23 protein-coding genes are annotated in these 22,931 nt (G+C 69.2%); 8 read left to right on the top strand and 15 right to left on the bottom strand.

Going from position 1 to position 22,931, the window contains the following annotated elements:
* The first annotated feature begins 73 nt into the window (after window positions 1–73).
* Complete coding sequence (gene sucB, locus G406_RS0103890; RefSeq protein ID WP_028932791.1) at window positions 74–1,894, top strand: 2-oxoglutarate dehydrogenase, E2 component, dihydrolipoamide succinyltransferase; 1,821 nt, start codon at window positions 74–76, stop codon at window positions 1,892–1,894.
* A 37-nt stretch (window positions 1,895–1,931) separates the two neighbouring features.
* Here the strand turns inward: sucB and G406_RS0103885 are convergent, their stop codons facing one another.
* A complete protein-coding gene (locus tag G406_RS0103885) occupies window positions 1,932–2,933 on the bottom strand; it encodes an o-succinylbenzoate synthase (RefSeq protein WP_051341546.1) in 1,002 nt (333 codons plus the stop codon).
* 71 nt (window positions 2,934–3,004) lie between these two features.
* On the opposite strand from G406_RS0103885, the gene G406_RS0103880 reads away from it, so the two are divergent.
* Both G406_RS0103880 and lipB read left to right on the top strand, forming a co-directional pair.
* Entirely contained in the window at window positions 3,005–3,895 is an 891-nt protein-coding gene (locus G406_RS0103880) for a TIGR01777 family oxidoreductase (protein WP_028932789.1), read from the top strand.
* 20 nt (window positions 3,896–3,915) lie between these two features.
* Window positions 3,916–4,653, top strand: coding sequence for a lipoyl(octanoyl) transferase LipB (gene lipB, locus G406_RS0103875; protein ID WP_037075091.1), 738 nt, complete (start codon window positions 3,916–3,918; stop codon window positions 4,651–4,653).
* A 1,036-nt stretch (window positions 4,654–5,689) separates the two neighbouring features.
* Here the strand turns inward: lipB and G406_RS0103870 are convergent.
* Window positions 5,690–6,325, bottom strand: coding sequence for a TetR/AcrR family transcriptional regulator (locus G406_RS0103870; RefSeq protein ID WP_028932787.1), 636 nt, complete (start codon window positions 6,323–6,325; stop codon window positions 5,690–5,692).
* 232 nt (window positions 6,326–6,557) lie between these two features.
* On the opposite strand from G406_RS0103870, the gene G406_RS44490 reads away from it, so the two are divergent.
* The 3 genes from G406_RS44490 to G406_RS0103855 all read left to right on the top strand — a co-directional run bounded on the left by G406_RS44490 (window position 6,558) and on the right by G406_RS0103855 (window position 8,870).
* Window positions 6,558–7,001, top strand: a complete 444-nt coding sequence (locus tag G406_RS44490; protein WP_051341544.1) for a hypothetical protein — start codon at window positions 6,558–6,560, stop codon at window positions 6,999–7,001.
* A gap of 88 nt (window positions 7,002–7,089) precedes the next feature.
* Window positions 7,090–8,100 carry a lipoyl synthase gene (gene lipA, locus G406_RS0103860; RefSeq protein ID WP_245607021.1) on the top strand — a complete coding sequence of 337 codons (1,011 nt, stop codon included), beginning with the start codon at window positions 7,090–7,092 and terminating at the stop codon, window positions 8,098–8,100.
* A 26-nt stretch (window positions 8,101–8,126) separates the two neighbouring features.
* Entirely contained in the window at window positions 8,127–8,870 is a 744-nt protein-coding gene (locus tag G406_RS0103855; protein WP_028932785.1) for a DUF4191 domain-containing protein, read from the top strand.
* A 94-nt stretch (window positions 8,871–8,964) separates the two neighbouring features.
* On the opposite strand, the gene G406_RS0103850 is transcribed toward G406_RS0103855, so the two are convergent.
* Window positions 8,965–9,429, bottom strand: coding sequence for an RDD family protein (locus tag G406_RS0103850; protein ID WP_028932784.1), 465 nt, complete (start codon window positions 9,427–9,429; stop codon window positions 8,965–8,967).
* A 200-nt stretch (window positions 9,430–9,629) separates the two neighbouring features.
* Here G406_RS0103850 and glnA point away from each other — a divergent pair, with 200 nt between their 5' ends.
* Window positions 9,630–11,054 (top strand): type I glutamate--ammonia ligase, encoded by a 1,425-nt coding sequence (glnA, locus tag G406_RS0103845; RefSeq protein WP_028932783.1) that lies wholly within the window; start codon window positions 9,630–9,632, stop codon window positions 11,052–11,054.
* A 473-nt stretch (window positions 11,055–11,527) separates the two neighbouring features.
* Here the strand turns inward: glnA and G406_RS0103840 are convergent, their stop codons facing one another.
* On the bottom strand, window positions 11,528–11,944 hold the full coding sequence (locus G406_RS0103840; protein ID WP_037075084.1) for a VOC family protein: 417 nt from the start codon (window positions 11,942–11,944) through the stop codon (window positions 11,528–11,530).
* Between the two features lie 103 nt (window positions 11,945–12,047).
* Between G406_RS0103840 and G406_RS0103835 the strand changes: the two genes are divergently transcribed.
* Window positions 12,048–13,037 carry a sigma-70 family RNA polymerase sigma factor gene (locus tag G406_RS0103835; protein WP_028932781.1) on the top strand — a complete coding sequence of 330 codons (990 nt, stop codon included), beginning with the start codon at window positions 12,048–12,050 and terminating at the stop codon, window positions 13,035–13,037.
* Here G406_RS0103835 and G406_RS44485 read toward each other — a convergent pair.
* The 11 genes from G406_RS44485 to G406_RS57720 all read right to left on the bottom strand — a co-directional run.
* On the bottom strand, window positions 12,994–13,713 hold the full coding sequence (locus tag G406_RS44485) for a M50 family metallopeptidase (RefSeq protein ID WP_051341541.1): 720 nt from the start codon (window positions 13,711–13,713) through the stop codon (window positions 12,994–12,996). The genes G406_RS0103835 and G406_RS44485 overlap by 44 nt on opposite strands.
* Complete coding sequence (locus G406_RS53620; RefSeq protein WP_051341539.1) at window positions 13,713–14,408, bottom strand: type 1 glutamine amidotransferase; 696 nt, start codon at window positions 14,406–14,408, stop codon at window positions 13,713–13,715. Before G406_RS53620 ends, G406_RS44485 begins: the two co-directional genes overlap by 1 nt.
* On the bottom strand, window positions 14,401–14,661 hold the full coding sequence (locus G406_RS0103820; RefSeq protein WP_028932780.1) for a hypothetical protein: 261 nt from the start codon (window positions 14,659–14,661) through the stop codon (window positions 14,401–14,403). Before G406_RS0103820 ends, G406_RS53620 begins: the two co-directional genes overlap by 8 nt.
* Window positions 14,662–14,882: 221 nt before the next feature.
* Window positions 14,883–15,521 carry a LysE family translocator gene (locus G406_RS0103815; protein ID WP_028932779.1) on the bottom strand — a complete coding sequence of 213 codons (639 nt, stop codon included), beginning with the start codon at window positions 15,519–15,521 and terminating at the stop codon, window positions 14,883–14,885.
* A gap of 66 nt (window positions 15,522–15,587) precedes the next feature.
* A complete protein-coding gene (locus G406_RS0103810) occupies window positions 15,588–18,623 on the bottom strand; it encodes a bifunctional [glutamine synthetase] adenylyltransferase/[glutamine synthetase]-adenylyl-L-tyrosine phosphorylase (protein ID WP_425414562.1) in 3,036 nt (1,011 codons plus the stop codon).
* A gap of 50 nt (window positions 18,624–18,673) precedes the next feature.
* Window positions 18,674–19,219, bottom strand: a complete 546-nt coding sequence (locus G406_RS0103805) for a YbhB/YbcL family Raf kinase inhibitor-like protein (RefSeq protein WP_028932777.1) — start codon at window positions 19,217–19,219, stop codon at window positions 18,674–18,676.
* A 118-nt stretch (window positions 19,220–19,337) separates the two neighbouring features.
* Complete coding sequence (locus G406_RS0103800; RefSeq protein ID WP_028932776.1) at window positions 19,338–19,589, bottom strand: hypothetical protein; 252 nt, start codon at window positions 19,587–19,589, stop codon at window positions 19,338–19,340.
* Window positions 19,590–19,620: 31 nt separating this feature from the next.
* A complete protein-coding gene (locus G406_RS0103795; RefSeq protein ID WP_028932775.1) occupies window positions 19,621–20,760 on the bottom strand; it encodes an inorganic phosphate transporter in 1,140 nt (379 codons plus the stop codon).
* 78 nt (window positions 20,761–20,838) lie between these two features.
* Window positions 20,839–22,182, bottom strand: a complete 1,344-nt coding sequence (locus G406_RS0103790) for a glutamine synthetase family protein (protein ID WP_028932774.1) — start codon at window positions 22,180–22,182, stop codon at window positions 20,839–20,841.
* Between the two features lie 97 nt (window positions 22,183–22,279).
* Entirely contained in the window at window positions 22,280–22,597 is a 318-nt protein-coding gene (locus G406_RS0103785; RefSeq protein WP_028932773.1) for a hypothetical protein, read from the bottom strand.
* A gap of 113 nt (window positions 22,598–22,710) precedes the next feature.
* Window positions 22,711–22,931: hypothetical protein (locus tag G406_RS57720; protein ID WP_037075082.1), on the bottom strand; the 221-nt coding region annotated here is incomplete at its 5' end.

The raw sequence follows: 22,931 nt of genomic DNA, 5'->3' as shown, positions 1-22,931 counted from the left end.
AGCTCAACCAGCCGCCGCCCCGTGCGGCACCCGCGCCCCCAGCGGTCCAAGCAACAAGGAGTCAGAAGCAGCCATGGCCTTCTCCGTCCAGATGCCCGCGCTCGGCGAGAGTGTCACCGAGGGCACCGTGACCCGCTGGCTCAAACAGGAGGGCGACCACGTCGACGTCGACGAGCCGTTGCTCGAGGTCTCCACCGACAAGGTCGACACGGAAATCCCCTCACCCGCGGCGGGAACGCTGCAGCGCATCGTCGTGGCCGAGGACGAGACCGTCGAGGTGGGCGCCGAGCTGGCCGTCATCGGCGACGGTGAGTCCAGCGGCTCGGACGACTCGTCCGGTTCCTCGTCCGACGAGTCGAGTGAGCCCGAGCCCGAGGAGCCGGAAGCCGAGGCTCCCGCCGAGGAGCCCGAGCCTGAGCCCGAGCCGGCGAGTTCCTCCGACTCCGGCGGCGACTCAGGCGGCGGTTCCGGCGGCGGTTCCGGCACCGCGGTCAGCATGCCGGCACTCGGCGAGAGCGTCACCGAAGGCACCGTGACCCGCTGGCTCAAGCAGGTCGGTGACGAGGTCGCGGTCGACGAGCCGCTGCTCGAGGTCTCCACCGACAAGGTCGACACCGAGATTCCCTCGCCGGTCGCGGGAACCCTGCTGGAGATCACCGCGAACGAGGACGAGACCGTCGAGGTGGGCGGCCAGCTGGCCCTCATCGGGTCCGGCTCCCCGTCGAGCTCGTCGAACGGACAGGCGGCCGAGAGCGCACCGGCCGAGTCCGCCCCGGAGCCGGAGCCAGAAGCGAAGTCGGAGCCGAAGTCCGAGCCGAAGTCGGTGCCCAAGGCCGAGTCCCGGCCGGAGCCGGAGAAGGCTCCCGCGCCCAAGCAGGAGTCCGCTCCCGCCTCCGACGGCGAAGGGTCCGACTCCGAGGGCGCCCCGTACGTCACGCCTTTGGTGCGCAAGCTGGCCGCCGAGCACGGGGTGGATCTCACCTCGGTGCAGGGCACCGGTGTCGGTGGCCGCATCCGCAAGCAGGACGTGCTCGCGGCGGCCGACAAGCCGGAGCCCGCCGCACCGGCGGCGCAGGAGAGCGCACCGGCCGCATCGTCCGCCCCGCCGGCGCCCGCCGCGCGGCAGTCGGCGCCCGCCGCACCCGAGCCGTCGGCCGCCGAGGCGGCCAAGCTGCGCGGCACCACGCAGAAGCTGTCCCGGCTGCGCAAGGTGATCGCGCAGCGGATGGTCGAGTCGCTGCAGGTCTCGGCGCAGCTGACCGCGATGCAGGAGGTGGACGTCACCCGCGTGGCGCAGCTGCGGCAGCGCGCGAAGGCCGACTTCCTCGCCCGTGAGGGTGTGAAGCTGACCTACCTGCCGTTCTTCGTGCAGGCGGCGGTCGACACGCTCAAGCTGTTCCCCCAGGTCAACGCCTCGGTGGATTCGGAGAAGGGCGAGGTCGTCTACCACGACGCCGAGCACATCGGCATCGCGGTCGACACCGACAAGGGCCTGATCGTTCCGGTGCTGCAGAACGCGGGCGACCTGAATCTGGCCGGTCTGGCCAGGGGCATCGCCGACCTCGCGGCACGTACCCGGGTCAACAAGATCAAGCCCGACGAGCTGTCCGGCGGCACCTTCACGGTCAGCAACATCGGGTCGTTCGGGTCGCTCACCGACACACCGATCATCAACCAGCCCCAGGTCGCGATCCTCGGTACCGGCGCGGTCGTCAAGCGGCCTGTCGTGGTCACCGACGAGCTGGGCCAGGACACGATCGCCATCCGGTCGATCGCGTCGCTGGTGTTGACCTACGACCACCGCCTGGTGGACGGCGCCGACGCCGGTCGGTTCCTGTCGGCGATCAAGCGCCGGATCGAGACGGGCAGCTTCGAGTCCGAGCTCGGCCTGTAAGCACCACTCTGACGGGGAGCTCGGCCAGAGCTCCCCGTCAGAGCAGCTCGCGCACGCGACCGAGGCGGTCGAGCCACCAGCGCACCCTGGTCGGATCGGGGTGGGCGAACCGGTCGAGCAGCTCCGGGGACGCCGTCGGAGGGCGCCGTGGCACCGGCAGATGCCCGTCGACGGGCCGGAGCGCGTGCTCGGGAGTGAGCAGGTCGCCGTCGAGCAACGACAGCGTGCCGAGGCCGCAGGCGAAATCCAGCTCCGGCATTGCGCCCGCGAGCGCCACCTGCGCGGCGAGTCCGACACTGGTCTCCAGAGCCGAGGACACCACGCACGGCAGGCCGGTGTCCCGCGCGATCGACAACGAACGCCGCACACCGCCCAGCGGGGTGCACTTGATGATCGCCACGTCCGCCGCGCCGTCCAGCGCGACCTTCGTCGGGTCGTCGGCTCGCCGGATCGACTCGTCCGCCGCGATCGGCACCCGGGTCTCCTGACGGACCCGGGCGAGCTCGTCGATCTCGGCACAGGGCTGCTCCACGTACTGCAGCCCGCCGGCGGCCAGATCGAGTGCCCCGATGTGATGAATCGCGGTGGGTACGTCCCACACGGCGTTCGCATCCACCCGGATGGCGCCGGACGGTCCCAGGGCGGCGCGCACGGCCCCCACTCTCGCCAGGTCCTCGTCGAGCGAACCGGGGTGGTCGGCGACCTTCACCTTCGCCGTCGCGCAGCCCGAGCTCGTCACGATGTCGCGGGCCCGGTCCGGATCGACCGCGGGCACGATCACGTTCACCGGCACCCGGTCCCGCACCGGCTCCGGCCAGCCCACCGCCGCCTGCTCGACGCCGGTGGCCAGCCACGCCGCCGCCTCCACGTCGCCGTACTCGACGAATGGGCAGAACTCGCCCCATCCCGCCGGTCCGGGGAACACCACGCCCTCCCGGAGCAGGATGCCCCGGAACCGGGTGCGCAACGGAATCGCGTACACCCGTGCGGCATTGAAGTCGACGCCGTCGGCCCAGCGCCCTGCCTCGCCCAGTGACATTCGGGCAAGCCTACCCACGGTAGCTCGTGTCACAGCGTGCGCCGGATGCCTCGATAGGCCACGATCGCGGCATGCGCGTCATGATCGCCGGTGCGTCCGGCCTCATCGGCACCAGTTTGATCCCACACCTGCGCCACGGTGGTCACGAGGTGCTCCGCCTGGTGCGCCGGGAATCCCGCGCGCCCGACGAACGCACCTGGGACCCGCCCGCCGGCCGCATGCAGGACGGCTCGATGGACGGCGTCGACGCGATCATCAACCTGTGCGGCGTGGGTATCGCCGACCGACGGTGGAGCGGGGACCGCAAGCAGGCCATCAAGGACAGCAGGGTGGAGCCGAGCGAGGTGCTCGCGGCCGCGGCGGCGGCCCATCGCACACCGACGCTGATCAACGCGTCGGGCATCAACTTCTACGGCGACACACAGGACCGCGAGGTGGACGAGACCGCACCGGTCGGCACCGGCTTCCTCGCCGAGGTGTGCCGGGACTGGGAGGCGGCCACCTCGGCCGCACAGCCGACCACGCGTGTCGTGCTGCTGCGCACCGGCGCCGTGCTCTCCCCCTCGGGCGGCATGCTCGGCAAGCTCCGGCCGTTGTTCTCGCTCATGCTGGGCGGTCGCATCGGCTCCGGCCGCCAGTACATGCCGTGGATCTCGCTGGACGACGAGGTCGGCGCGATCTCCTTCCTCCTGGAGAACCAGGACGTGTCGGGCCCGGTCAACATGGTCGGCCCGCAGCCGGCCACCAATGCCGAGTTCACCGAGGCGCTGGGCTCGGCGCTGCGCCGTCCGACCCCGTTCCCGGTACCTCCGCCCGCTCTGAAGGCCGTGTTGGGCGCCGAGATGGCGCGGGAGCTCGTGCTCACCGGGCCGCGCGCGGTCCCCTCGGTGCTGGACAAGGCGGGCTACCGCTTCCAGCACCGCACGGTCGCCGACGCGCTCACCGCTGCCGTCGGGCGGTGAGGCGTAATCTGGACACCGTGATGGCCCCGGTCTCCTGTCGCGCACATGCCGAACCGATCACCGAGCTGCGTCTCGGTCTGGTCGACTACCGGACCGCGTGGCACGAACAACGCACGCATGCCGCCGCCCGCGCCGACGGCGTCGGGCCCGACGTGTTGATGTTGCTGGAGCACCCGTCCGTGTACACGGCGGGCAAGCGGACGCGTGAGTGGGAGAAGCCGACCGACGGAACCCCGGTCGTGGACGTCGACCGGGGCGGGAAGATCACCTGGCACGGTCCCGGCCAGCTCGTCGGTTATCCCATCGTCCAGCTGTCCAACCCGATCGACGTGGTCGAGTACGTGCGGCGGCTGGAGGAAGGCCTCATCGAAGCCTGCGCGCACCTCGGCTTGACCGGAGCACGCGTCGACGGCCGCACCGGGGTCTGGCTCGCCGCCGACGACACCCGGCCGGAACGCAAGGTGGCAGCCATCGGTGTGCGCGTTCAGCGCGGCGTCACACTGCACGGATTCTCGCTCAACTGCAATCCGGACATGACGGAGTTCGACAAGATCGTGCCGTGCGGGATCACCGACGCGGGCGTGACGTCGCTGAGCTCGGAGCTGGGCAGGACCGTCCGGATCGACGACGTGATCGACGATGTGGCCGCCTGTGTGCGGTCCGCGCTGGAGGGCACCCTGCCCGTCCGTGAGCATTCGCTCCCGGCGGCGCCCGCGACCCCGGGCCTGACGCTGGATCTGCACCCGGCCCTGCGCTGAGCGATCCAGCAGCCGCAGCTGGGTAGGGCGGGCCGCGCAGCCCGGTCCCGGCTTGGGCAGAGCGGGGCACGGAGCCCGTTCCCGGCGTGGGTTGGGCGGGTCACGGAGGCCGTCCCCGGTATGGGTTGAGCGGGTCACGGAGCCCGTTCCCGGCCTGGGGAGCTCGGGTTGTGTGGTTTTAGTGGCTGGGCTGAAGTTGCGGGTTCTTACCGGCGGGCCCCCGCGCGTCGAAAGTTTCCGGCAGGGACCCCCCAAACCCTTCGGGCTCGGGGGGCCCGCAACCGGAAACTTCGGCGGCTACGCCCTCGCTGACGCTTCGGGCTTCGCTGCCGACGCTAGACGCGCGCTTGACTGTTCGCGTTCTGCTTCGCCTGTTGCGTTTTTTGCAGTGCGTCGCACTGAACCCCCTACGGGGAGACTCGCGGAGCCCACCCATGAGTGGCCGTGCTCCACCGATGCTCGGTGCCGGGTGAGGTGGCCTCGTGGACTCGTGGGCTCGGGGGCTCGTGCAGGTGTTTGTCGTGGGAGGCGCATCGTGGCTGGGCCAGCTCACCTTGCGCCGGGTGGGCGGTGACACACGATCCAGGAATGGGCCCCGCAAGGCGCCCGAAGGGGTTCCGCCGCAGGCGGGTAGTGCATAAGGGGCGGCTCTCAGGCCGCGGCAGCAAGCGCGCGTCTAGCGAGGGCAGCGAAGCCCGAAGCGTCAGCGAGGGCGCAGCCGCCCAAATTTCCGGTTGCGGGCCCCCCGAGCCCGAAGGGTTTGGGGGGTCCCTGCCGGAAATTTCCGACGCGCGGGACAGGCCCAAAAGGACAGCCCAGTTAAGCCTGGGCACTAGAGCCACACAACCCGAGCTACCCAGGCCGGGGACGGGGCTCCGCGGCCCGCTCACCCGGGCCGGGGACGGGGCTCTGTGACCCGAGCTACCCAGGCCGGGCGCGGCCCTGCCACCCGAGCTATCCAAGCCGGGCGCGGCCCTGCCACCCCGCCCACCCAAGCCGGGGCCGGCTCTGCAGCCCCCGCCCAGGCATGAGCCGCTCAGTCCGGCAGGGGGCGCAGGCCTTGCAGGAGGCGGGCGATCACCCGCTCGAACTCGCTGCGGACTCGCTGCGGATCGGGTGCCACCACCATGGCGGTCGCCGCGGCGACCAGTGCTCCGGAGATCGTGCGGGCCAACGGGTCGATGGGCAGGCGCTCGATCTGGCCAGCGTCCATCAGCTTCTCCATCATGGCCGCGATCAGGCCCAGCGAGTGGCGTTCCTCGCGCTGCCACCACTCCCCGAAGCCCATGACGTGCGGACCCTCCTGCCAGATGACCCTCCGGTACACCGGCTCCAGGCAGATGTCGAGGAAGGCACGCAGCGCGGCTCGCGCCGCGTCCCACGGGGTGCCGCCCACGGCGGCGACCTCGGCGATCAACCGCTCGTGCACGTCCTGCTCGACCTGGTCGAACGCGGCACCGAACAGCACCTTCTTCCCGCCCGGGAAATGGTGGTACAGCGCGCCCTTGGTGACCCGCGCGGCCGAGGCGATCGCGTCCAGCGAGGTATCGGCATACCCGTGCTCGGCGAACAGTTCGATCGCGCTTCCCACCAGGGCGGACCGGGTGCTCTCGGAGTACTCCTCGCGCCGGGAGCGCCGAACCGGCGTACGCCCCGACTCCGTCGTCGACATGGCGTGGATCATACCGCCGGTCTGGTACTGACCAGGGGTTTCTCGCACCGTTAACACTCCGACCTGCGCAGATTCGGGCCACATCCGCTTTATTCCCGTTCGGAGGGCACGCGTGACGGCCAACATATTACGTACACTCAGTACGTACCGCTGGTACGTTGAAAACATCCGGTACGGAACGTGCCGCCGGCACTGACTGATCCGGGTCCCTACACCTCAGGGGGTACGAATCATGACCAAGGCGAACACCACCTACGCCGAGCTCAACGCGGTCCTCGACCAGGCCCGTCACAAGCCCGCCGCCACCCTCCGCTCGCTGCCCGTCAGCGACGAGCAGCTCGTCAGGCTGCAGCACCGGTGGACCACCATCCTGTCCGCGCGCCTGGACAACGCGATCGAGTTCGCCGGCAGCGAGCCGCTGACCGATCCGGTCGCGGCGGCATGGCGACAGCTCGCCGCCGACCAGAAAGAGCTGCGCGCACTGCTCGACGCCAAGGAGAGCGAGTCGACGTCACTCGCAGGCTCACTGGACCGCGAGTTCCGCATGCTCGCCATGGCGGCCGGACTGATCGGCGTCGACGACCGGTCCGACGAAGCCGTCCGCATCGGCCGGTCGTTGCGCGACCTGATCCGCGCCGGGCACACCAATCTCGACCAGGAGCTGGTGCAGGCCTGACGTGGTGAACTCGACAGTCGGGAGAGCCGGGCCACTCCGCGCACGAAGCGGGGGCCCGGCTCTTCACGCGTAGAGTGGACGCGTGACGGTGACACCAGATCGAGTGCAGCCAGAGGGTCGCAAACTACTGCGGCTCGAGGTCCGCAACGCCGAGACTCCGATCGAGTCGAAGCCGCCGTGGATCCGGACCAGGGCCAAGATGGGCCCGCAGTTCACCGAGCTCAAGGGGCTCGTCAAGCGCGGTGGCCTGCACACCGTGTGTGAAGAGGCCGGCTGTCCCAACATCTACGAATGCTGGGAAGACCGCGAGGCCACGTTCCTCATCGGCGGCGAGCAGTGCACGCGGCGCTGCGACTTCTGCCAGATCGACACCGGCCGTCCCGAGCCGCTGGACCGGGACGAACCGCGCCGGGTCGCCGAGTCCGTGCAGACCATGGGCCTGCGGTACTCCACGATCACCGGCGTCGCGCGCGACGACCTGCCCGACGGCGGCGCCTGGCTCTACGCCGAGACCGTCCGCCTCATCCACGAGCTCAACCCCGGCACCGGCGTCGAGCTGCTCATCCCCGACTTCAACTCGCGCGACGACCAGCTGGCCGAGGTGTTCGGCTCCCGCCCCGAGGTCCTCGCGCACAACCTGGAGACGGTGCCGCGCATCTTCAAGCGCATCCGTCCGGCGTTCCGCTACAACCGCTCGCTCGAGGTCATCACCAAGGCGCGCGCGGCGGGACTCGTGACCAAGTCCAACTTGATCCTGGGCATGGGCGAGACCCCCGAAGAGGTCACCTCCGCGCTGCGCGACCTGCACGACGCCGGCTGCGAGATCATCACGATCACCCAGTACCTGCGACCCAGCAAGCGCCACCACCCGGTCGAACGGTGGGTCAAGCCCGAGGAGTTCGTCAGTCACGCCTCCGACGCCGAAGCCATCGGCTTCACCGGCGTCATGGCCGGTCCCCTGGTCCGGTCCTCCTACCGCGCGGGCCGTCTCTACGCCCAGGCACTCGGTCACCGGGGCGAGCAGCTACCGGAAGCACTCGCTCATCTGGCGGCCGAAGGTCCCGCCGCGCAAGAAGCGGGTTCCCTGCTCGCCCGCTGATCAGCCCTCGGCCGTATCCTGGTGTAATGGCCGCCAAGTCGTCGAAAGCCAAGCCGGACAAGGCCGCCCGCGCGGAAGCCAAGCGCGAGCGGAAAGCTGCGTCCAAGCAGAGGCGCCAGCAAATCTGGCAAGCGTTCAACCTGCAGCGTAAGCAGGACAAGAAGCTCATCCCGATCATGGTCGGGGCGCTTCTGCTCTGCGCGGCGGTGGCGTTCGGGATCGGTCTGATCTTCGGGCTGCAGTGGGTGCTGCTCCCACTCGGCATCGCGCTCGGACTGCTCGCCGCGATCTCCATCTTCGGCCGCCGCGTTCAGCGTTCGGTGTACGGACAGGCGGACGGGCAGCCCGGCGCCGCCGGCTGGGCACTGGACAACATGCGTGGCCAGTGGCGAGTCACCCAGGGCGTCGCCGGCACCACCCACCTGGACGCGGTCCACCGGGTGATCGGCCGCCCCGGTGTCATCCTCGTCGCGGAGGGTGCACCGCACCGGGTGCGCGCGCTGCTCGCCCAGGAGAAGAAGCGCACCGCGCGGTTGAGCGGCAAGATCCCGATCTACGACATCATCGTGGGCAACGAGGAAGGCCAGGTGCCGCTGCGCAAGCTGCAGGCACACATGACCAAGCTGCCCCGCAACATCACACCCAAGCAGATGGACATCCTGGAGGGCAGGCTCAACGCCCTGGGCTCCCGAGCCGCGGCGATGCCGAAGGGCCCCCTCCCCCAGGGAGCCAAGATGCGCAGCGTCCAACGCACGGTCAAGCGCCGCTGACGGTTCCACTCTCCGACGGCACGAATGTGGCTTTGGGGACGTTGAACGTCCCCAAAGCCACATTCGTGCGGTTTTTTGCGTGTGGGGCGGGTGGTCAGCGGGTGCGGATGACGACCGTTGCCGTTGCGCGGTCGTGGAGGCCTCTGCCGTCCGCGTTCGTGATCAACGCGGGCAGGACGAAGAACAGCAGCGCGGTGCGCAGGAGCGCCCGGGGAACGCCGACGAACGTGGCGTCGCCCAGCCGGGCCACCCGCATGCCGAGCAACGCCATGCCGGGCGTGACACCGAACGCGGCCGTGGGGACGACCGTGAGCAGAGCCCAGACCAGAAGGCTCCAGTTGCCCGGCGGTTCGGGCAGGGTGAACAGTGCGGCAAGCCCGCCACTGAGCAGGATGTCCACCACGAAGCCCAGCGTGCGGCGACCGAACCCGGCCACCGAGTCAGGACCTTCCTCGGGCAGCTCCAGCCGCTGTCCCGGGTAGTCCTGGGCCGGGTGCGTACCGCCGGCGCCCTCCTGGCCGGGCGATCCGGGCAGCCACGATCCGGTCCATCTGGTCACAACCGACAGCCTATGCGGCGGCCCGAACGGTAGTGTGACCGAGCCGATCGGCCCGTTAACATGCGTGAAACCTTTGAGTGACGGGCGGGCAACACGACCGACATACGTTTCGGTCAACTCGGTCCGGACGGACCGACCATGTGGGTCCTGAGCAGTTCCCGGCCCCACACGAAAAACGAGCTACGAGGGAGCCAGCGAGAGTGTTCAGCAACTCCGACGAGGTTCTGCGATACATCTCCGATGAGGAGGTGGAATACGTCGACATCAGGTTCTGCGACCTGCCCGGCGTGATGCAGCACCTGACCGTCCCCGCTTCGGCCGTAGACCAGGACTTCCTGGACGACGGTGTGGCCTTCGACGGCTCTTCCGTGCGCGGCTTCCAGGCCATCAACGAGTCCGACATGGCGCTGTTCGCCGACCCGGCGACCGCCCGTATCGACCCGTTCCGCAAGCACAAGACGCTCAACATGAACTTCTTCGTGCACGACCCGATCACCGGCGAGCGCTACAGCCGTGACCCGCGCAACGTCGCACGCAAAGCCGAGGAGTACCTGGCCGCGTCCGGTGTGGCCGACACCTGCTACTTCGGTGCCGAGGCCGAGTTCTACATCTTCGACTCGGTCAAGTTCGGGTCGGACCCGCACCAGCAGTACCACCACATCGACTCCGTCGAGGGCTGGTGGAACACCGGCCGCGACGAGGCCGGCGGCAACCTCGGCTACAAGGTCAACTACAAGGGCGGCTACTTCCCGGTTCCCCCGGTCGACCACTACGCCGACCTCCGGGACGACATGGTCAGCAACATGATCAAGTCGGGCTTCACCGTCGAGCGCGGCCACCACGAGGTGGGCACCGCCGGTCAGGCCGAGATCAACTACAAGTTCAACACGCTGCTGCACTCCGCCGACGACGTGATGCTGTTCAAGTACCTGATCAAGAACACCGCGTGGGAAGCCGGCAAGACCGTCACCTTCATGCCGAAGCCGCTGTTCGGCGACAACGGCTCGGGCATGCACGCCCACCAGTCGCTGTGGAAGGACGGCCAGCCGCTGTTCCACGACGAGTCCGGCTACGGCGGGCTGTCCGACATGGCACGGCACTACATCGGCGGCCTGCTGCACCACGCGCCGAGCCTGCTGGCCTTCACGAACCCGACGGTGAACTCCTACCACCGCCTGGTCCCCGGCTTCGAGGCTCCGGTCAACCTGGTCTACTCGGCCCGCAACCGTTCCGCCTGCATCCGGATCCCGCTGTCCGGCAACAACCCGAAGGCCAAGCGCCTCGAGTTCCGTTGCCCCGACTCGTCGGGTAACCCCTACCTAGCGTTCTCGGCGATGATGATGGCCGGGCTGGACGGCATCAAGAACAAGATCGAGCCGCCGGCTCCGGTCGACAAGGACCTCTACGAGCTGCCGCCCGAGGAGGCCAAGGACATCCCGCAGGTGCCCGGCAGCCTGGAGGCGGTCATCAACCGGCTCGAGGAGGACCACGACTACCTGCTCGAGGGTGGCGTGTTCACGCCGGACCTGATCGAGACCTGGATCGACCTCAAGCGTTCCGCCGAGATCGACCCGCTCCGCCTGCGTCCGCACCCCTACGAGTTCGCCCTGTACTACGACGTCTGATCGATCTGCTCGGATACCGGGCCTGACCTGCACGACGACGGTCGGGCCGAGGAGACGCAATCCGTGTCTTCCTCGGCCCGGCCGTCGTTTTTTGATGGTTTGTCGCTCGGTCGAACGGGTAGGCGGACCGCAGCCGGTAGTGCTCCGGAACGTACCGGCCGTTCACCGAAGCGACACGGCCATTCAACCGAATAAGACGTGGTGTTACGCACGAATGTCTTTTCCGGCGCCGGTTCGGGAGTAGTATTCACATCAGTCGAGGGGCATATCGATCAACGTTCACGCAGGTGGGAGCGTTGGCCTTTCACGCTCCGAGGCGCTTATACCGGTAGTTGTTCCACCCAAGATCGTCTGATCGATAGCGCGGCCGGAGCTGCAAGCAGAGCGTTCCGGAACCGTGTGGTCAGCCGCGTTGGCCCGGCGTTCCCAGCCCATGGGAGGGAACGCCGGGCCATTGCGCGCTCCCGAGCCGTTCAGTTCTGGCTGTCGGGCCCCTCCATCGCAGACATGTCCATGTACATGACCTCCCAGACGTGTCCGTCGGGGTCGGCGAAGCTGTGCCCGTACATGGGTCCCTCGTCCATCGCCGGCTTCCACGGCTTACCCCCGTTCGCCAGTGCGGCCGCCACCAAGCGGTCGACCTCCTCGCGGCTCTGCGCGGACAGGGCGAGCAACGTCTCGGTCGTGTCGGGCGCCGCGATCTCACCGTTGATGAAGTCAGCGAATCGCCCCCGCACCAACAGCATCACGAATATCTGTTCGGACACCTTGATACAGGTGGTGCTGTTGTCAGAGAAACTCTCGTTAATACTGAAACCGAGACCGGTGTAGAAGGTATTCGCCGCGTCCAGGTCGGCGACCGGCAGATTCACGAAGATCATGCGTTCCATGACTGGTCCTCTCGGGTGGTTCGTGCGGCCACAAGCCGCCTCCACGGAGATAGACCGTCAAAGCCCTCGAAACTTGTCGGGGTGCTCCGCTACATTTCCCGCCGTGAGCACAGTTGTGGTCGACCAAGAGTTCCAGACGCTGGTGGAGCCGCTTCGCCGCGAGCTCACGGTGCACTGCTACCGCATGCTCGGCTCGGTGCACGAGGCCGAGGATCTGGTGCAGGAGACCTACATCCGGGCCTGGCGCGCCTACCACGGCTTCGAGAACCGGTCGTCGTTGCGCACCTGGATCTACCGGATCGCCACGAACGTGTGCCTGACCGCGCTACAGCAGAACCAGCGCCGTCCGTTGCCGACCGGGCTCGGGCAGCCGAACTCCGACCCGAACAACGGGCTGATCGAGCGCCCTGAGCTGCCCTGGCTGGAGCCACTGCCGGACTCGATGGTCTGGGGCAACGCCGATCCCGACCCGGCCGAGGCCGCGATCACCAGGGACAGCGTCCGGCTGGCCTTCGTCGCCGCCCTGCACCATCTCACCGCGCAGCAACGTGCCGTGGTGATCCTGCGCGACGTGCTCGCCTGGCGGGCGAGCGAGGTCGCCGCGGCCCTCGACATCACGGTCGCCGCGGTGAACAGCACGCTGCAGCGGGCACGGGCCCAGCTCGCCAAGCAGCGCACGAGTACGCATCCTGATCTCCCGGACGGCGACGAGCGCGCCACGCGGCTGCTGGCCGACTACCTGGACGCGTTCGAGCACTACGACGTGCCGCGCATCGTCGCGTTGCTCACCGAGGACGCGGTGTGGGAGATGCCGCCGTTCACCGGTTGGTACCTCGGCCGCACCGACATCGGCGTCCTCATCGGCGACCAGTGCCCGGCCAAAACCGCCGACGACATGCGTTTCCTGCCGTCGTCGGCGAACGGTCAGCCGGTACTCGCGGTCTACATGCGTGGGGAGGACGGGGAGCACCACGCGTTCCAGCTCCAGCAGCTGACGCTGACCGAGGCCGGTGTGTCGCACGTGGCCTGCTACTTCGACACCACGCTGTTCAGCGCGTTCGGCCTGCCCTCGACCCTTCCGCGAGAGCGGTGAGCGGGTCGGCGAGCATCCAGTAGGCGCCCACCACGAGCGCCCCCACGGCGACGAGGGTGAACAGCGCGACCCAGAACCACGGGGGTAGCCGGGTGAGTCGCGCGAGCTGGTCGGCGTCCGAGTCGGGGCGGTAGGCGCCGCGACGGACCTGACGGCCGCGCGCCCTCCCCAGCTCGCGGACCGCTCGTAGGCCGCCGAACAGCAGGAACCACGCCGCCGCCGAGGCGAACGCCACCTGCAGACCGGGCGACCCGTACCAGGCGACGAGCCCGACGGCGGCGCCGGTGACCAGCACCGCGAATCCGCCGTAGAAGTTCCGGATGTAGAGCAGGGTGGCCAGCAGCACGACGATCGCGGCCCAGAGCAGCGGCTCAGCGCCACCGAGGGTGATCACTCCGGCGGCCAGCAACCCTGCCAGCGACGGCGCGAGATAGCCGGCGAGCGCTGTGGCCACCATGCCCGGCCCGGTGGGGCGCCCCACCGACACGGTTACACCCGAGGTGTCCGAGTGCAACCGGATGCCGGTCAGCCGACGTCCGGTGAGCACCGCGACCAGGGCGTGGCCGCCTTCATGGGCGATCGTCACGACGGTGCGCGACACCCGCCACAGGCCTCGCTGACCCACCACGACCAGCGCCACGAGCGGAGCGAGGAGCGGTACGAGGTACTCGGGCACTACGCGGAGGTCCGTTCCAGACCGGCCAGGAAGTAGGCGTAGAGCCGACCGGCCGCCTCCCGGGCATCCGCCTCGTGGCGCTCGGTCAGGCGCATCAGTTCGAGGGTCTCCGGCGAGTCCTCCGGTAGGTCCGAATCCGAGATCCGCCACGCGCGGATCTCCGTCCCGGTGGCTTCTGGATGGAACTGGAGCCCGAGATGCGGGCCGATCGTGAACGCCTGCACGCACCGGTCGGATCGGGCCAGCACCGTAGCGTCCGGTGGTGGCGTGATGTTGTCGTAGTGCCAGGCCAGCCAGGTCCGTCCGAACAGCTCGGCATCCTGGCCCGCCCCGGACGTGGCACGCACCGCCGTCCAGCCGCGTTCCATCTCCTCGGCGGCCGCGACCGAACCACCCATGACCTGGGCCAACAGCTGGCCACCGAAGCAGAGCCCGAGCACCGGCGTTCCGGTCGCGGCGGTGGCCGCCACGAACTCACGCTCGGCGTCCAGCCACGGCACCGTCCGGTCGTACGCCGACTCACGGCTGCCGAGGACCACGAGCGCGCGCCGGTGAGACACCGGCGGGAGCGGCTCCCGCCTGACGTCGGCCAGCTCCCACGGGATGCGCCGTTCGTCCAGCCACGCCGCCAGATTCCCCGGACCCGCGTCGTCGTCGTGCAACAGGATGAGGATGCGCTCGACGGACTCAGCCACGGAGGACCTCGACCAGCTCGAAGGATTCCTCACCGATCCAGATCCGCAGGCCCTCCGCGTCGTCGGTGATGTACCCGTCCTCTTCCTCACCGAGCTCCCGGGAGGCGCCGAGCGCCTTCGGACTCAGTGCGACGCGCCCGTCGCCGAGGTCCTCGGGGCGGTACTCCCTGGCGAGGAAGGCCGTCCGGCTCTCGGTGGCGAGCCAGACCGCATGCCGCGGGCCCACCTCGGCCACATAACTGTGGATTGCCATCGTCTGAAGTATGAGCCCGCCGGCGCCCGGGCTGCCAGCACTGCCACCGAGCGGGACCACCTAGTGCCCCGTCAAGAAAGGTCCGGCACAGAACTCGGGGGCCCAGGCGCCCGCTGGCTGCGTTGCCGCGCAGCCCGAGTACCCGGTACGAGGACTGCGCGGCGCCTTGCCAGCGAACGCCTGGGCCTCCGATTTCCGCACCAACCTTCCTTGACCGGGCACTAGTCCTTTCTCCCGCTGACCGCCAGGCCGAGACCCAGGCCGATCATCATCAGCCCGCCGGTGCCGCCCAGCACGCTGAGCCGCCGGGGCGACCGGGCGAACCAGTCGCGCGCGACACCCGCCGCGAGACCCCACATGCTGTCCAGCACCATGGCCACCGCGACGAACACCAGCCCGAGGATCAGCATCTGCAGCGGCACATGACCGTTCTTCGCATCGACGAACTGCGGCAGTACGGCGGCGAAGAACACGAGCGACTTCGGGTTCGTCAGCCCGACCAGCACGCCCTGGCGGTACACGCGGTGCGCGGAACCGACCGGAACCTCACCGTTCATCAGGCTCGCCAGCCCTCCGCGCTCCCGGTAGGCGCGCACCCCCAGGTAGACGAGGTACGCCGCGCCGACCAGCTTGATCACGGTGAAGGCGATCAGCGACCGCTCGACCACCGAACCGAGACCGAAGGCCACCATCGCCACCACCACGACGACGCCGGTCGAGTTACCGGCAACGCTGCTCAGCGCGGCGCGACGCCCGTGGGTCAGCGCCCGGCTCACGACGAAGACGACCGTCGGGCCCGGTATCAGCACCAGGACGATCGAGGCGGCCACACACGCGAGGAGACTTTCCAGCGAGATCACCCGGCAACGGTAGCCGAGCACCGGTCTCCGACGCGCGCGCGTTTTCGCGCATCGATCGGGGTCGGCTCAGCTGTAGAAGACACGCTCCACGACCGCTCTCGCCCTGCGGGTCACGCGGCGGTAGTCGTCGATGAACTCGCCGGGGTCACCACCGGCCGGGTAGCCCATGGCGCTGGCGACCGCGGCGAGCTCCCGTCCGGACCGGGGCAGCTGGTCGGCCGCCTTGCCGCGGACCAGGGTGATGGCGCTCCGCGCCCGGGTCGCCATCGTCCATCCGTCGGCCAGCTCCTCCGCGTCCGACGCCGCCAGCAGGCCCGCCTCCACACATTCGCTCAGCCCCTCGAGCGTCGAGGTGGTGCGCAGCTCGGGCACGTCGGCGGCGTGCTGCAGCTGCAGGAGCTGCACCGTCCACTCGACGTCCGCGAGGCCCCCGGTACCCAGCTTGGTGTGTGTGGCGCGGTCCGCTCCCCTGGGTAGACGTTCCGCGTCCACTCTCGCCTTGATCCGGCGGATCTCGGTCACCGTGGACTGGTCCAGACCACCCTCCGGATACCGGATCGGATCGATGAGCCGCACGAACCGTTCACCCAACTCCACGTCACCGCCGAGCGGGCGTGCGCGCAGCAGGGCCTGCGCCTCCCACGGTTGCGACCATTTCGCGTAGTACGCCCGGTACGACTCACACGTGCGCACGAGCGGCCCGTTGCGTCCTTCGGGGCGCAGGTCGGCGTCGACGACCAGCGCCGGGTCCGGACTCGCTCCGCCGAGCAGGCTGCGGGTCTTCTCCGCCACCGAGGTCGCCCAGCGCACCGCTTCGTGCTCGGTCGCTCCACCGATCGGGTCACAGACGAACAGGACGTCGGCATCGGAGCCGTAACCCAGCTCGGCGCCACCGAGGCGTCCCATCCCGATGACCGCCAGCCGGGCCTTGGGCTCTCCCTGAGCGGCCTTCACCACCGCGTCGATCGCCGAACGCAGTACCGCCGACCACACTTCGCTCAGCGCCGCGCACACCGACTCGACCGGGAGCAGCCCGAGCAGATCGGCGCACGCCACCCGCAGCAGCTCGGCGCGACGCAGCGAACGAGCGGCCGCCACCGCCGCGACCGGGTCGGAGTAGCGCCCGACAGCGGTGCGCAGCGACAGCGACACCTCAGCCGGGTCACGAGTCACCAACGGGGCCTTCTCCGAGGTGTCGGCGAGCAGCTTCAGCACCTCCGGCGCGCGCACCAGGAGATCCGGCACCAGCGCGGAGGTACCGAGCAGCTGCATGAGCCGCTCCGCGACCGCGCCCTCGTCCCGTAACAACCCGAGGTACCAGGTCTTGGCCAGCGCCTCGGAGACCCGCCGGTACGCGAGCAGGCCCCGGTCCGGGTCCGCGGTGTCGGCGAGGTGCTCCAGCAGGACCGGGAGCAGTGTCCGCTGGATGGCCGCGGCCCTGGACACGCCGCCGGTCAGCGCGCGCAGGTGCGCCAACGCACCCTCCGGCGACGCCCAGCCGAGCGCGGCGAGCCGCTGCGCGGCCGAGCGCTCGGACAGTCGCAGTGCCTCGCTGGGCAGCTGGGACACCGCCGCGAGCAGCGGCCGGTAGAACAGCTTCTCGTGCAGTCTGCGGACCCGGCGGGTGTTGTCCCGCCACTCGGACAGCAGGACCCCCACGGCGTCGCGCCTGCCGTCGGGTCGCAGCTTCGCGGCACGGGCGAGCCAGCGCAGCTCCGCCGTCTCCGACTCGGGAGGCAGCAGGTGGGTGCGGCGCAACCGGGCGAGCTGCAGCCGGTGCTCCAGCAGCCGCAGGAAACGGTAGGACGCCGCGAGGTTCGCCGCATCGTCGCGGCCCACGTACCCGCCGGCCCCGAGCGCGGCCAACGCGACGAGCGTCGAGCCGGACCGGATCTCCGGGTCGGCCCTGCCGTGGACGAGCTGCAGCAGCTGCACGGCGAACTCCACGTCACGCAGCCCGCCCCTACCGAGCTTGAGCTCCCGGTCGGCGTGGTCGGGACGGATGTGCTGCTCGACCCGGCGCCGCATCGCCTGTACCTCGGCGACGAAGTCGTCCCGGTCGGCGGCGTGCCAGACCATCGGCGCGACCGCGTCGGCATACTGCCTGCCGAGCTCGTCGTCTCCCGCGACCGGCCGCGCTTTGAGCAGCGCCTGGAACTCCCAGGTCTTGGCCCAGCGCCGGTAGTAGCTGACGTGCCCGTCGAGGGTGCGGACCAGGACTCCCTGGCGGCCCTCGGGCCTCAGGTTGGCGTCCACGGTGAAACAGGCCTCGGAGGCCACCCGCATGAGCGTGGACGCCATCCGGATGGTCGTGTTGTCCGCCGGTTCCGCCACGAAGATCACGTCGACGTCGCTGACGTAGTTCAGCTCGTTGCCGCCGCACTTGCCCATCGCGATCACCGCGAGCCTCGGCTGGTCGGTGCTGTCCTCCGCGATGTTCTCCGCCACCGCGACGGCCAGTGCGGCGCGAAGAGCGGCACACGCGAGGTCGGCGAGGAGGGCTCCGACCAGTTCGATCTGCAGCACCGGCAGTGCCTGCTCGCCCACCGCGCCCACGTCCACCGCCGCGATCTCCAGCAGCGCGTCCCGGTAGGCGTCGCGCAGCGCGATGACGGCTTCCGGCCCGGTCACCGTCGCCCGAGCACCTCCGGGCGTACCCGGAGGCGGAGCGTCGGGGTCGGCGCCGACCGATGTCAGCAGTGCCGCCGATCGGGTCGTCAGGTCGGGCGGCGCCTGGGGATCCATCACCTGGTCGCTGCTCAGCGTCCGCCAGCGGTCCGGGTGGGCGATGAGATGGTCACCGAGCGCCGTGGACGACCCGAGCAACGCGAGCAGCCGACCACGCAGCCCCTCGTCCGAACGCAATGCCTCATCGAGCTCGGACCAGCCGGAACCCGTCGCCTCCGACAGCCGTTCGGCCGCACGCAGCGCCAGGTTCGGGTCGGGGCTGCGGGCCAGCGCCCACATCACGGGTTCCGCCGTCCGCACCGGACGCCCGTCGGACCACCAGCCGAGGTCGATGAGCGTCTGCTCTGCCCATGCCTCGGTGAGCCCTAGGCGGATCAACGATGTTCCGTTCCGGCGCTCGGTCACGCCGACGATCCTGCCCTACCCGCGATCACCACGTGTGCCCGCGAAACCTTTCGTGACTCCTACTGCTCGAACACGGCGACGATCGTGGCCCTGGCCAGGGTGTGGGAGAACAGGTTGAACCCGAGGAACGCCGGGCTCGCGCCGTCCGGCAGGCCGAGCGACTCCACGTCGACGGCGTGCACGGTGAAGTAGTAGCGGTGCTCGCCGTGCCCGGGCGGCGGGGCGGCGCCGATGAAGCCGCGCATCCCACCGTCGTTGGGGAGGGTCACCGCGCCTTCGGGCAGGTCGCCGGAGTCCGGGGTGCCCGCGCCGGTGGCCAGCTCGGTGACACTCGCCGGGATGTCCGCGACCGCCCAGTGCCAGAACCCGCTCCCGGTCGGGGCATCGGGGTCGTAGCAGGTGACCGCGTAGCTCAGGGTCCCCTCGGGAGCGCCACTCCAGGACAGTGCCGGTGAGACGTCCTCGCCGCCCGGGACACCGAAGGCCGCGCTGCGGTGCTTCTTCTCGAGCGTCCCGCCCTCGGTGATGTCCGTGCTGGTGACGCTGAACGACGGCACCTCGGGGAGGAACTCGAGGGGCCCCGGCGGCCGCGTCGCGGTGGTCATATCGGTGTGTCCTCCTGAGCTGCGTTCTGCGAGAAGGTCTAGAAAAAAAGGGGTGCGTCGGCAACGTACCGCGTTGCCGACGCACCCGCCGATCACAGGACCCGTCCGGGCCCTCACCTCAGGAAATGATCAGGTACACCCCGTAGATGACCACCAACGCGCACACCAGGAAACAGGCGCCCGCCACGGCCGTGGCGCCTCCGACACCCCCGTAGGAATGTGCTCCGGCAGGTTGGTCCATGTGCGAGTCGAGTGCCGCCGCCCTCGCTCCCAGTGCGCTGACACCCAGCGAGAACAACACGACGACCACGACCGTCGTGCCGAGCCCCACCAGGAACACGTCGCCCAGTTCCGCCCACTTGACATGCATCGAACGTTCTCCTTCGCGGAATCCGGTCGGCTCAGGCAGCCGGGACGGACGAGGTCTCCGGGCGGGTCTCGGCCGGAACGTCGTTGACGTTCGACGCGGTGATCGGCTGACGACGCGACGCGATGTAGATACCCATCGCCGCGGCGATGGCGACGAGCGCGACGACAACCGTGCCGGCGATACCCATGCCGGCCACCTGACCGGCGAGAGCACCGACGATCGCGGCCGACGGCAGGGTCAGCAGCCACGCGATGGCCATCCGTCCGGCCACCGACCAGCGCACATCGGCCAGCCTGCGTCCCGCGCCCGCTCCGAAGATCGAACCGGAGGCGACCTGCGTGGTGGACAGCGCGAAGCCGAGGTGGCTGGAGACGAGAATGGTCGCGGTGCTCGCGGTCTCCGCCGCGAAGCCCTGCGTGGTCTCCATGTCGTACAGGCCCTTGCCCAGGGTTCGGATGATCCGCCAGCCGCCGAGGTAGGTGCCCAGCGCGATGGCCAGGCCGGCCAGGCCGATGACCCAGGCGGGCGGGCCGGAGCCCGCCGGCAGCAGCCCGGCACTGATCATCGTCAGGGTGATGACACCCATGGTCTTCTGCGCGTCGTTCGTGCCGTGCGCCAGCGAGACCAGCGATGCGGACACGATCTGCCCGGACTTGAAGCCCTTGGCGACCACGTCCGGCCGCGACTTCGCGGTGATCCGGTACGCGAAGTACGTGGCGATCATCGACGCGAGGCCGGCCACGATGGGCGCGGCGACCGCGGGCAGGAGCACCGCGGTCACCAGCGCACCGAACTTGATCGCGCTACCGCCCGCCGCCACCCAGGTGGCACCGATCAGGCCGCCGAACAGGGCGTGCGACGAGCTGGACGGCAGCCCGTAGTACCAGGTCACCAGGTTCCACAGGATCGCTCCGATCAACCCGGCGAAGATCACCGTCGGATTGATCTTCGCTTCGTCCACCAGCCCGCTCGAGATCGTCTTGGCGACCTCCACCGAGAGGAACGCGCCCACCAGGTTGAGCACCGCCGAGATCGCCACCGCGACCTTGGGACGCAGAGCGCCGGTGGCCACCGAGGTCGCCATGGCGTTGGCGGTGTCATGGAATCCGTTGGTGAAGTCGAACAGCAGTGCGGTGATGATCACCGCGAGAACGATCAGAGGTATGTCCACCGGTCCTACTTCTGGGTTGGGCCGAAAGCCGTCACCCGGAAGGTTCAGCCATGGAGATGAACAACAGATGAACCTGAGTCAAAGCACGGGGAGATATGTTGCGAGTTCGTACGGAGTCACATTTCTCCGGTAGGCGTCCCACTCGCTGCGCTTGTTCCTGAGGAAGAAGTCGAACACGTGCTCGCCGAGCGTCTCCGCGACGAGCTCGGAGTGCTCCATGACCGACAAGGCCTCGGTCAGGTTCTGCGGCAGCGTCTCGTAGCCCATCGCACGCCGCTCGATCTCGGTCAGCGACCACACGTCGTCGCCCGCCGGTTCGCTCAGCTCGTAGCCCTTCTGCACCCCGGTGAGGCCAGCGCCCAGGATCGCGGCGAACGCCAGGTACGGGTTGCACGCACTGTCGAGTGTGCGGATCTCGACGCGTCGCGACGCCGACTTGCCCGGCGAGTACATCGGCACCCTGACCAGCGCGGAACGGTTCGCATGTCCCCAGCACACGGTGGTCGGCGCCTCGCCACCCACCACCAGGCGCTTGTAGGAGTTGACGAACTGGTTGGTGATCGCGGTGATCTCCCTGGCGTGCCGAAGCACGCCCGCCACGAACGCCTTGCCGGTCTCGGACAGCTCGTACGGGTCGGACGGGTCGTGGAAGGCGTTGCGGTCACCCTCGAACAGACTGAAGTGGGTGTGCATCGCCGAGCCGGGGTGCTGGGTGAACGGCTTGGGCATGAAGGAGGCGCGCACGCCCTGCAGCATCGCGACCTCCTTGACGACGTACCGGAAGGTCATGATGTTGTCGGCCATGGTGAGCGCGTCGGCGTAGCGAAGGTCGATCTCCTGCTGACCGGGTGCGCCCTCGTGGTGGCTGAACTCGACCGAGATACCCATCGATTCGAGGGTCTCGATCGCGTTGCGCCGGAAATGCGGCGCGGCGTCGTGGCTGGCCTGGTCGAAGAAGCCACCCGAGTCCGCCGGGACCGGTGGGGTTCCGTCGCTCGGCAGATCCTTGAGCAGATAGAACTCGATCTCGGGGTGGACGTAGCAGGTGAAGCCGGCCTCGCCCGCGCGGCTCAGTGCACGGCGCAGCACGTGCCTCGGGTCGGCCCAGGAGGGTGAGCCGTCGGGCATCGTGATGTCGCAGAACATGCGGGCGGAGTAGTGCTGACCGTTCGGGTTCTCCCAGGGCAGCACCTGGAAGGTGGCCGGGTCCGGCTTGGCGACCATGTCGGACTCGTACACCCGGGCGAAGCCCTCGATTGCCGATCCGTCGAACCCGATGCCCTCGGTGAACGCTCCCTCGAGCTCGGCGGGCGCGATCGCCACCGACTTGAGGTAACCGAGCACATCGGTGAACCACAGCCGCACGAAGCGGATGTCACGTTCTTCGAGCGTGCGGAGCACGAACTCCTGCTGACGATCCATGGGCACAGGCTAGGAAGGCTGCGTTACAGCCATGTTTCGGGGCTGGTCGGAAGCCCCAACAGACCACGACGGAGTGAGCGATCTCGCGTCGGGACGGTCAGTCGTCGGTGCCACCGCCGGTGCTCTTGTCGTCCTTGCTCGTGCTCTCCGTGTCACCGCCGCACTTCTTGTCCAGCGCGATCTGCTGCCCGCCGTTGAGCTGGACGTTGAACGTGTTGTTCTGGAAGGTGTTGTCGCAGCCGGAGGTGGCGGGTTCGGTGATGACGTGGGTCTGGAAGCCGTCCTTGAGCTTGGCACTGGCGCCGGAGGTCACGTTGTTGACGACCTGGTAGCCGACGCCCTTGAGGTCGAGCACGGAGTCGGCGAAGTTCGCCCCGGAGACACCGGATCCGTCGAAGGAGTTGCCCGCGATCACCCCGCCGCTGGTCTCCTCCTTTATCTGGGGTTGTCCGGTGAATGTGCTGGTGAGAAGGTCCCGGGGCTTTCTGGGACCTGAGGCACCATCAGCGAGCTGAATGTGTCGGCGTTTCATCGTGAATTTCCGGTGATTGTGGGTTGTGCGTCGGCGTTCTGGTCTTTGATCATTTGCCGGAGGCTGGTGCGGGCGCCGGCGAGGGAGTCTTCGGCGTCGGTGAGCTGGTGGCGCAGCGCGGTGTTGTCGTGGGCGAGTTGCTCGTTGTCGGTGTTGAGCCGGCGGGTGGTGGCGGTGAGCTCGTCGATGCGGGTGATGAGGTCGCCGGTGTGCTGGG

It is taken from the genome of Actinospineispora spinosispora DSM 44797 (genome assembly GCF_000429025.1).
Classification (GTDB): domain Bacteria; phylum Actinomycetota; class Actinomycetes; order Mycobacteriales; family Pseudonocardiaceae; genus Pseudonocardia; species Pseudonocardia spinosispora.
The sequence above is the reverse complement of the archived record's forward strand: the minus strand, read 5'-3'. Positions and strand labels throughout refer to the sequence as shown.

Bases quoted from the DNA above. Each gene is read 5' to 3' on its own strand.
- sucB (WP_028932791.1), top strand. From the start codon at position 74: ATGGCCTTCTCCGTCCAGATGCCCGCGCTCGGCGAGAGTGTCACCGAG.
- G406_RS0103885 (WP_051341546.1), bottom strand. From the start codon at position 2,933: ATGTCACTGGGCGAGGCAGGGCGCTGGGCCGACGGCGTCGACTTCAAT.
- G406_RS0103880 (WP_028932789.1), top strand. From the start codon at position 3,005: ATGCGCGTCATGATCGCCGGTGCGTCCGGCCTCATCGGCACCAGTTTG.
- lipB (WP_037075091.1), top strand. From the start codon at position 3,916: ATGGCCCCGGTCTCCTGTCGCGCACATGCCGAACCGATCACCGAGCTG.
- G406_RS0103870 (WP_028932787.1), bottom strand. From the start codon at position 6,325: ATGTCGACGACGGAGTCGGGGCGTACGCCGGTTCGGCGCTCCCGGCGC.
- G406_RS44490 (WP_051341544.1), top strand. From the start codon at position 6,558: ATGACCAAGGCGAACACCACCTACGCCGAGCTCAACGCGGTCCTCGAC.
- G406_RS0103855 (WP_028932785.1), top strand. From the start codon at position 8,127: ATGGCCGCCAAGTCGTCGAAAGCCAAGCCGGACAAGGCCGCCCGCGCG.
- G406_RS0103840 (WP_037075084.1), bottom strand. From the start codon at position 11,944: ATGGAACGCATGATCTTCGTGAATCTGCCGGTCGCCGACCTGGACGCG.
- G406_RS0103820 (WP_028932780.1), bottom strand. From the start codon at position 14,661: ATGGCAATCCACAGTTATGTGGCCGAGGTGGGCCCGCGGCATGCGGTC.
- G406_RS0103805 (WP_028932777.1), bottom strand. From the start codon at position 19,219: ATGACCACCGCGACGCGGCCGCCGGGGCCCCTCGAGTTCCTCCCCGAG.
- G406_RS0103800 (WP_028932776.1), bottom strand. From the start codon at position 19,589: ATGCATGTCAAGTGGGCGGAACTGGGCGACGTGTTCCTGGTGGGGCTC.
- G406_RS0103790 (WP_028932774.1), bottom strand. From the start codon at position 22,182: ATGGATCGTCAGCAGGAGTTCGTGCTCCGCACGCTCGAAGAACGTGAC.